General features: G+C 65.1%; 3 protein-coding genes. 1 reads left to right on the top strand and 2 read right to left on the bottom strand.

Annotated features, from left to right (window positions below; genetic code table 11):
- A partial coding sequence (locus G3N96_RS37990) for an LEA type 2 family protein (protein WP_206140421.1) occupies positions 1 to 486 on the bottom strand: 486 nt, incomplete at its 3' end.
- Positions 487 to 1,129: 643 nt separating this feature from the next.
- Here G3N96_RS37990 and G3N96_RS37995 point away from each other — a divergent pair.
- Entirely contained in the window at positions 1,130 to 3,298 is a 2,169-nt protein-coding gene (locus G3N96_RS37995) for a M1 family metallopeptidase (RefSeq protein ID WP_124584656.1), read from the top strand.
- Between the two features lie 124 nt (positions 3,299 to 3,422).
- Here the strand turns inward: G3N96_RS37995 and G3N96_RS38000 are convergent.
- Positions 3,423 to 3,607: hypothetical protein (locus tag G3N96_RS38000; RefSeq protein WP_206140422.1), on the bottom strand; the 185-nt coding region annotated here is incomplete at its 5' end.

The raw sequence follows: 3,607 nt of genomic DNA on the forward strand, positions 1-3,607 counted from the left end.
CCACCCCGGCATCGCCGGCAGGCGCAGCGTGCCGGCATCGTTGAAGTGCACGGTGCCGAGCACGCCGCCCGCGAGCCGGCCGCGCAACGCATACGGCAGCTCGCCGTTCGCGGCCGCGCCGGGCAGGTTCCACGCCTGGCGCGCGGCGGCGAAGGCCGACACGGAAACCGGCACGTCGAGCACGGCCTCGCCGAAGCGCGGCACGGTGCCCGAGCGATCGCTGACGCCGCTCGCGAACGGCGTGCCGTTCAGGTCGAGCGCGACCGAGATGCCGTCGTAGTCGATCGGCGCGTCGTTCGGGTTCTGCACGCGCAGCTTCAGGCTGAAACGCATCTCGAGGCCTTGTCCGACGAGCGGGTCGAGCCCGGCGACCGTCACGCGCACCGGGTCGCGCGTCAGCCCCGCGCAGCCGCCGAGCAGGAGCACGGCGGCGAACAGCAGCAGCACGGCGCGCAGCGGCGCGATACGGAACAGGGTTCGTGGCATGGGAGAACCTCCTCGCGGCAACCGGTGAGCGGATCGTCGCTGCATTGTACCGAGCCCGCGCCGGTACGCCGGGTTTCGTAGTTTTCGCAGTCCCGCGAGATCCTTAATAGATTAAAACTACGAAAATAAATGCCGAACGGAAAGCGCATTAATGCTTCCCAGCATTCAATGAAGCACGGCGAATTCAATAGATGCAATTTCTAAATTTTTCGTTTCCTTTACCTAAAACCATCAAGTATATTTACGCATCCTTCGAGCAAGCCGACAAACCTTGAAGCCGCATGACGGTGATTTTACGGAACGGCGACATGCCTTCCTGCCATCCTGCGACGAGGCCCGGCCAGCCCCGTAGGTCGTCTGTTCAAAGGGGACAGCGCGCCCGCCCAGGGCGTGCGGCTCCGTGTCGTGCGCGCGAAATCAATTCAGTACAACACGCGCCCGGCCATTTTGAACCGGCAAGTTAACCGACATCCGGAAATCCAGAGGGGGCAGTAAACCATGATTACCTTCACGTAGTCGGCCGCCGTCTTTTCGAATAATCCGTCATTGGCATTTTCATCGCTGTTGATTAACGGCGAGGGGATTGTCTTTGCCGGCGTTTTCGCAGCACTGAACGATTCTTTCAACAATCGAGGTTTCAGTCATGTCGATCAACATTCGCAAGATGCGTTATCTGCCAATCGTCGCCGCGCTCGCGCTAGCCGGGTGCGGCGGCGACGACGGCGGCGCGGGCTCGGCGTCCGCGCTCAGCTCCGCCGGCGCGCCGCACTCGGGCTCGTCGCCCACCGTCACCGCGCCGCCGAGCGCATCCAACGTCGACAAGAGCGTCTCGCCTGTCGAGTTGCCGGACACCGTGGTACCCGTGAACTACCGGCTGTGGTTCCGCCCGAACGACGCGCTGAACGCGTTCGACGGCCGTGCCGACGTCGAGATCAAGGTGCTGAAGCCGGTCAACAACATCGTGATCGCCGGCCACCGGATCAAGTTCACGAACGGCCGCATCACGCTGCAGCCGGGCAACATCCAGCTGATCGCGACGCCGCAGGACAAGGGCGACTTCTACCAGCTGCGCCCCGTGAGCGGCTCGATCTCGCCGGGCAACTATTCGCTGCACATGGAGTGGTCGGGCATCATCAACTTCAAGTCGTATGACGATCCGGTCGCGAAGACCGGCGGCAGCTGCGGCGACGACCCGTATCCGGGCTGCTCGGCCGCGGAAGGCGTCTTCCGCGTCGACCTGAAGGGCACCGACGGCAAGACCAGCGGCGCGATCCTCACGCAAGGCGAAACCAACCTGTCGCGCCAGTGGTTCCCCGGCTGGGACGAGCCGGCATTCCGCCCGACCTATGAAGTGACGGCCGAAGTGCCGCAAAGCTGGCGGGTCGTGTCGAACGCGGCCGAGAAACCGTCGACCAACGTCGGCGGCGGCTACAAGCTCGTGCAGTTCGAGAAGACCCCGCCGATGCCGTCGTACCTGCTGTTCTTCGGCGGCGGCCTGTTCGACACCTACGAGGACGACTTCTCGAGCCCGCTGCCGGGCGGCAAGGGCGGCCTGCACCTGCGCGTGTTCACGCCGCCGGGCATGAGCGACTGGGCAAAGCCGGCGATGGACCGCACCAAGCAGGCGCTCGACTTCTACTACCGCTACACGGGCATCGCGCTGCCGCTGACGAAGTTCGACACGGTGGCCGCGAACGACGCGTTCAAGGAGCAGAAGGACCTGAACTTCGGCGGGATGGAGAACTGGGGATCGATCCTCGAGTTCGCCGACGACATCCTGCCGCAGCCGGGCCAGCCGATGTCGCACTACGGCAACGAGGTGCTGACGCACGAAGTCGCGCACCAGTGGTTCGGCGATCTGGTCACGACCGACTGGTGGGACAACGTGTGGCTCAACGAGTCGTTCGCGACGTTCTTCGAGACGAAGACGACGATCCAGTTCTTCCCCAACGAGTTCAGCTGGCTCGACCAAGTGAAGAACAAGTACCGCGTGATCAATCGTGACATCGGCCCGAACGCGTTCCCGGTCGCACCGAACTTCAACGGCTGGGCGTCGAACGACTTCGTGCTGAGCGCCAGCGCGTTCACGTACGACAAGGGCGGCCACGTGCTGAAGACGCTCGAGAACTATCTCGGCGAACAGACGCTGCGCCGCGGTCTCCAGCAGTACCTGGTCGACTACTCGTTCGGCAACGGTACGCCGAAGCGTCTGTGGGATGCGCTGTCGAAGGAAAGCGGCCAGGCGATCGGCGCGATCGGCGACAGCTACGTCCGCCAGACCGGCGTGCCGCTGATCTCGCTCGACACGCAGTGCGACCTGACGAAGAACCAGACGGTCATCACGCTGAAACAGCAGCCGTTCCCGAACAAGAACGCGTATCCGGGCCTGCAATGGACGGTGCCGATCACGCTCGCGTACGGCCAGGGTCTCGCGAAACGCACGACGCTCGCGCTGAAGGACACGCAGACGCAAACGCGCGTCGACGGTTGCACGGGCGTGGTCGCCGACCCGAGCGGGCTCGACTACTACGTCGTGAACTACAGCGACGCGGCCTGGAGCGGGCTGCTCACGCAGGTCAACGGCTCGACCGATCCGGTCCTGCTCGCGAACCTGAAGAGCGAGGCCGCACTGCTCGTCGCGAACAACCTCGCGCCGGCCTCGCGCTCGACGTCGATCGGTTCCGTCGCTTCGCCGGCCGCGATGAAGCTGCGCCAGACGCCGACCTTCGGCGGCCTCGAGCCGGTGACGAAGGAACGCCCGGCCCTGCACTACCAGGGCATCTTCAAGCCGCGCAAGGTAGTGACGCAGTAACGGTGCGCATCCGGCCGGCGCCGCGCAGCTTCGCGGCTGCCGGCCGGCGTACCGGTTTCTCCGACCTTTGACGGGCCTCGCATGCGAGGCCCTTTTTTCTTTGGGCACGGGCGCTCGCCCGCCGTCATGCCCACGCGGCATCCCACGCCGGCTGCGCGAACCACGTCGCGAGAAACGCAACGAGCCGCACGAGCGCGTACGCGACGACCAGCAGCCCCACGCCGCCCGCGAGCACGATGCCTGCCGACTGTTCGGCGCGGCCGATCGCGGTGATCTGCTGGACGTAGGACAGGTGGTCGACGATGCGCT

The sequence above is a fragment of the Burkholderia sp. Se-20373 genome, from assembly GCF_017104705.1.
Lineage (GTDB): Bacteria > Pseudomonadota > Gammaproteobacteria > Burkholderiales > Burkholderiaceae > Burkholderia.